This is a genomic window from Thalassococcus sp. BH17M4-6 (assembly GCF_049323015.1).
Lineage (GTDB): Bacteria > Pseudomonadota > Alphaproteobacteria > Rhodobacterales > Rhodobacteraceae > Puniceibacterium.
Genome location: NZ_JBMPGU010000034.1, coordinates 1 through 4,814, shown reverse-complemented (window position 1 = coordinate 4,814; position 4,814 = coordinate 1). Strand labels below are relative to the sequence as shown.

6 protein-coding genes are annotated in these 4,814 nt (G+C 55.0%); 1 reads left to right on the top strand and 5 read right to left on the bottom strand.

Features of this window, described 5'->3' with window-relative positions; translation table 11 throughout:
- A partial coding sequence (locus tag ACOXXX_RS21640; RefSeq protein WP_422828709.1) for an integrase core domain-containing protein occupies window positions 1–451 on the top strand: 451 nt, incomplete at its 5' end.
- Here ACOXXX_RS21640 and ACOXXX_RS21635 read toward each other — a convergent pair.
- The 5 genes from ACOXXX_RS21635 to ACOXXX_RS21615 all read right to left on the bottom strand — a co-directional run.
- Complete coding sequence (locus ACOXXX_RS21635) at window positions 446–721, bottom strand: ATP-dependent nuclease (protein ID WP_422828708.1); 276 nt, start codon at window positions 719–721, stop codon at window positions 446–448. The two genes, ACOXXX_RS21640 and ACOXXX_RS21635, sit on opposite strands and share 6 nt — an antisense overlap.
- Window positions 722–760: 39 nt before the next feature.
- Window positions 761–2,074, bottom strand: a complete 1,314-nt coding sequence (locus ACOXXX_RS21630; protein ID WP_422828707.1) for a hypothetical protein — start codon at window positions 2,072–2,074, stop codon at window positions 761–763.
- Window positions 2,075–2,211: 137 nt separating this feature from the next.
- The gene (locus ACOXXX_RS21625) at window positions 2,212–4,077 is read right to left on the bottom strand and encodes a hypothetical protein (protein WP_422828706.1); all 1,866 of its coding nucleotides are present in this window, start codon (window positions 4,075–4,077) and stop codon (window positions 2,212–2,214) included.
- 11 nt (window positions 4,078–4,088) lie between these two features.
- The gene (locus ACOXXX_RS21620; protein ID WP_422828705.1) at window positions 4,089–4,319 is read right to left on the bottom strand and encodes a hypothetical protein; all 231 of its coding nucleotides are present in this window, start codon (window positions 4,317–4,319) and stop codon (window positions 4,089–4,091) included.
- 285 nt (window positions 4,320–4,604) lie between these two features.
- The coding region (locus ACOXXX_RS21615; RefSeq protein ID WP_422828704.1) for an integrase core domain-containing protein at window positions 4,605–4,814 on the bottom strand (210 nt) is incomplete at its 5' end.

Sequence of the window (4,814 nt, the reverse complement as noted above, 5' to 3'; positions counted from 1 at the left end):
GATGGCCGATACCAGTATCTCAGGCACCCGTGTGGCGCGGGAACTGGATGCGCTGGTTCGCATCTATGGCAAGCCCGCCAGCATTGTCAGCGATAATGGGACAGAGTTCACTAGTCGGGCCATCCCGAAATGGGCCAACGACAAAGACGTGGACTGGCACTACATCGACCCGGGCAAGCCTCAGCAGAACGCCTTTATCGAGTCATTCAATGGCAGCCTGCGCGATGACCTGTTGAACGAGGAGATGTTCGACAACCTGGATGATGCCCGGCGAAAGCTGGCGCTCTGGCGGTACGATTACAACAACGTCAGACCGCACTCATCGCTCAGCAATCAAACACCCGCAGAAGCCCGCCGGACGCTTGAGCAATTTGAGGGCTCCGCGCCCGGCGCGCTTGCCCAGAACACTGACCAAGAATATGAAAACCAGACCTGCAGACTCTCGTTATGAATGAGGGAGCCTCGGGGGGCAGGTCACGTCTGATAGCGCCCCCAACGTCAGCGTGATCGAAATTGGCGTCTCTACATCAAGCTCATAAAAATCTGCATCGGAGACATGCACGGATCGCCGCGCCCCGAGGCATAAGTCGATGGCGTCAATGATCGTGCTCTTGCCAGCGTCGCCAGATCCAATCAGGCAGTTGAGACCAGGCGACGGATACCATTCAAACGATTTAATCGATCGGAAGTGCGAAATATCAACCTTGCGAATGACCGCCATGTTTTCCTCCCAGGCGGACTCCGCCAATTCATTGTCTAGTCACTCGCGTAAAATTTTTACGCGAACCGGCTCTTCATCTTGTTGGAGAGCCAGGCCATCCAGATCCACGTTTGGATCGACTACGAAGACATCCTCACCGTCAGGATCCGGATCATCGGGCTTCACCGCGAAAGTGATCGAGCGACCAGAAGCCACGACATCCCTCATCCATCTCTCGAGAAGTTCCGACTGCGGAATACTGGTCCCGACCCATGCACCCTTGACCATCATGGAGAATGACGTGTTGTCGAAGTACCGACCGACGTTGGAATAAGCTAAACGACGTCCGCCTCGAGGGCCTTTCAATCGTTCGTCTTTTTCAAGCAGTCTCCAATAAGCATGAGGAATATACATACCCTTCGTCAGCCCCGTGCTATCAGGCTCAAACTGGACACGCGGGCAAAACTTCAAGAAAAAAGGATCGTCGCTGAAGCGGAAATCATCCGTCTTTGTGCCGGTCTTGACCTTGGACAACTCCTTGAGGAACCGGTCCATACGACTGAGTTCGTCAGTGAGTTTTGCTTCGGGGAATCGGAATATCGCGCCCAGCTCGTCATCCGGTTCCATGGCCTTGTATTGGACCATGATGAACGCCTGAAAGCGCTCATTGAAGTAGATCAAATCGGTTCCAGTCTGCTCCTCAAGCGGCTGGCGATTGGCCATGATCACAGTGAGGCGATCTTCGCCATCTACGAAGACTGCGGCGGCGGCTTTGGGCACGTCTCGTAGATACGCGTAGCCGGGTACTTGTCGCATGTCCTGAATAACCATCGGATCCTCTCGCATCCGAACTTCGGCGAGCCCATCAAGAAAAGACTCCGGAGCTTCCTCTTTGAGAGACCATTCAGCCAAAGGAGCACGGTCAATCCCGGCTAGACTCAAAGCGACTGCCACAGCCTCTTTTTGATAGGCGAGATTGCTCCGGGCTCGTTCGCTCAAACGCTCAAGACGTTGACGTGTCGACGTTGTGAAGCGCTCGAAAAGGCCACCAGCGCCCGGCGCGAGCTGCACAAAAAGATCGACAGTCTCTTGAAAGGCTTTTGGCGAAAGTAAGCCGCCATTCTGAAACCGATCTTCGACGGCTTTTCTATTGCGGTTTGGCACGCCAACAATGATGTCGCCGATCGGAACAGCGCTGTCGAGCGAGTGAATTTCATCAATATTGAGACGGCTTTGCTCCGTCCCAGCGTTTACACCACGTCGTCCACGCCCAATATGCGAAACGTGGCCGGATGGATCGACGATGAAACAGACCAATGGTGCGTTTCGGCTGTGATTGAACGACGGCACCGCTTCTGCGAAGCGGCCATACATGTCCGTGGCATGGTCAAATACACCCAGCCTTTCTTGGCTCAGCCGCAATATGTACCCGCCTGCCTTAGCCATCCGCGGCCAAGATCTGAAGACACAGATGATGCTGAAGCATCCTAAATGGAAAGAACTTTGCCAAACTAAGAAACATTCTCTTCTGGGACATCGGCCGTTTTAATCAACTCCTTCGCATAGCGCTTGGCTTGCGAGATGCTTTGCTTGTAGTCATCTGCGGCCAGCGACAAGGATTCTGGCGATGTTGCACGATCAAGATCGTCGCTAGACCAATCGTCCGAGAGACGTTTACTGATTGCGTAGCAAGTGGCCTTACCAACCCGGAATGCCATGAATTTTCGGGAAGCTCGCATCACCGCCGAGCGAACGACTTCGGCCTCGCCTGACGTTCGCAACTCGGCATCGAGCTCGACGGCCATGCGTTCCGCAGCCGAGTAAAGACCATTCACAAAAAGGGTCTGGGCGTCCTTGTAGAACCGTCCCGCGCGGCCTTTCAGGTTCTTCTCCGCGATCTCATCCGGATCAGTGAGAATCTTGATTTCAGGCACGCGCTCCAAGGACTGAGCCGATCGGGAGAGTTTAGAGCCATCTGGCGCCTTCCGAACCTTCTTGTGTTTCGCGCGCTGGCTCTTGTCTGGATCGCCGTCCGCTCCGTCCTTGTCGGCAGCCTCGCACAACTCTGGAAACTCTGTCTCGAGGTCAGTTGGGTCCGATGTATCAGTCCCTTCATCCGCGCCTTCGGTTTGCATCGCTGAAGGGCGGCGCGACGGGCTCAGCGTCACAGTGGGAATACGGAACTCGTCGAGCAGCTTTTGAAGATCGCTTTGAAGATCATCTAGGTTGTCATCTGATGTGGGAGACTCAGAACGAATGACCTCCTTCACCCAATCGGGCATCAGCTCCCGTACATAATCGTCGAAGTCTTCGACGACCATTGGGGATCGATCGTCCGGCCACGTAAGCCCATCTCGATACTGATTTGGTAGTGCCAGCGCATCCGCAAGCTCGATCTCAACGGTCAGAACTTTCGAGCCAAAGGGAACCCCAAAGTTTGGCGCTGCGGCTGACCATGCCTTTCGCGATTTGATGTCATAACGCTCACCTTTGTGAACCAAGGCGCAGAACGTCGTCGAGCTGGTTGCTGGATTGGCAAGCGCACTCAGGGAGTGGCTGTAGCGTTCGTGCTTCGGATCATGGATGTAATGAATTCGCACCTCTCCACCCGGCGCGTCGACCCATTCGTGGTTGGGAAGCTCTTCCACCACCTCTGCGAGGGTTTTCAAGCGACGAGTGCGTCCCGTCTCATCTTTGCCGCCGCCTTTGGTCATGGCGACATCGACGCGTACCTCGACACCGTCGGCGAACCGCGCAAACCTCCGGAAGATCGCTGAAGGGATGAAGCTGCGATCTTGGGTCTTTCCTCTCCCCAAAGGTTCGGCAACGGTGTCGTGATCTTCGCTCTCGCCCATCAGAACGACTTCCGTCCAATCGAACGCGGTCTCCCGTCCCTCACCGAGGACGGCTTGTGTCACGTCATACACGGTGTCAAAACTGCCATCAGGCAGCTCGACCGGGAAACGGACATAGGTCTGCTCCTCGGCATCGAAGCCGATGACCACTTCGTTGACGACGCCATTCTTGCACGACCGATAGCGAATGCCTTCCCGCGACATGGTCAGGCCGGAGACTTTGGCGCCAATCCCGAAGTTTCCATCGAGCGCCATTTCCTTATTGATGGATGAGGACAACTCGGTCGCCTGTTTCAGCTCCCTGTCATCCATGCCGGTCCCAGTGTTCCAAAATGTGAGCTTCCGGACACCGTCGATGACTGTCGGGTAGATTTCGATCCGGCGATTTCCGGGGGCAGCACCAGCTGCGCTTTCATCGGCGTTCTTAAAAAATTCACGGACCATAGTGCTGACCGGAGCCTGCTCGATCAGCCGATTGATGAGGAAACGCTTGTCGCGGATGTTAAGTGGTTCTGCCTTCATGCGATGCGCCCCTAGAGCTTGAATTTGTCGGCGCCATCGCCGGACGTTGATCCGAACTTCCGCTCAATATCACTTGTGGCGTCACGAAGAGCTTTGAGAATTTTCTTCACGTCACTTTCGGAGTATTCGTATGCGCGCCGGTTCGAAAGATTGCCGAGCTTGCGAATGGCATCGAGCGCAGACTGCGTCCGTCCTTCGGCAAGCCGCACAAATTTCTCACGCTTGTCAGAATCTTCAGCCACGGAGCATACGTCCCTCGAAATTCTTGGTACAACTGTGAGATAATGTTCTCAGAGAAATGAGTCAATAATCTCGTGAATTTCATCAAAATGTGTGAAAATATGGATAGGCATCTTTGCAAATTTTGCTTACGGCGGCGAGGCGTCCACGAGGCAGATGCTTCCGGAGCCGTGCGCACCTTCAGGCGTTGAGGAAGGCCTTCCCCTGCGGGCGAGCCTAAGTCTCGCCCGACCCCTTCTGCGGACAGACTGGACCTGTCACGCTTTCGTGCCGCTCCGATTGCTCACTTATGCAGCCTTTGCTTCGAAGGCCAAAGGGCTTTTCCAGCCGAGTGCTGAATGCCTCCGTCGCGGATTGTAGAAGCCATTGATGTATTCAAAGATGGAGATCTCGGCGTCGCGACGTGTGCGCCAGGAGCGTTGCCACAGCAACTCAGCCTTGATCGTTTTGAAGAAGGTTTCCACCGCTGCGTTGTCGTAGCAATTTCCAGTGCCACT

What these genes read in the sequence shown, in the direction of transcription:
- ACOXXX_RS21625 (WP_422828706.1), bottom strand. Translation starts at nt 4,077, where the DNA reads ATGAAGGCAGAACCACTTAACATCCGCGACAAGCGTTTCCTCATCAAT.
- ACOXXX_RS21635 (WP_422828708.1), bottom strand. Translation starts at nt 721, where the DNA reads ATGGCGGTCATTCGCAAGGTTGATATTTCGCACTTCCGATCGATTAAA.
- ACOXXX_RS21630 (WP_422828707.1), bottom strand. Translation starts at nt 2,074, where the DNA reads ATGTATGGCCGCTTCGCAGAAGCGGTGCCGTCGTTCAATCACAGCCGA.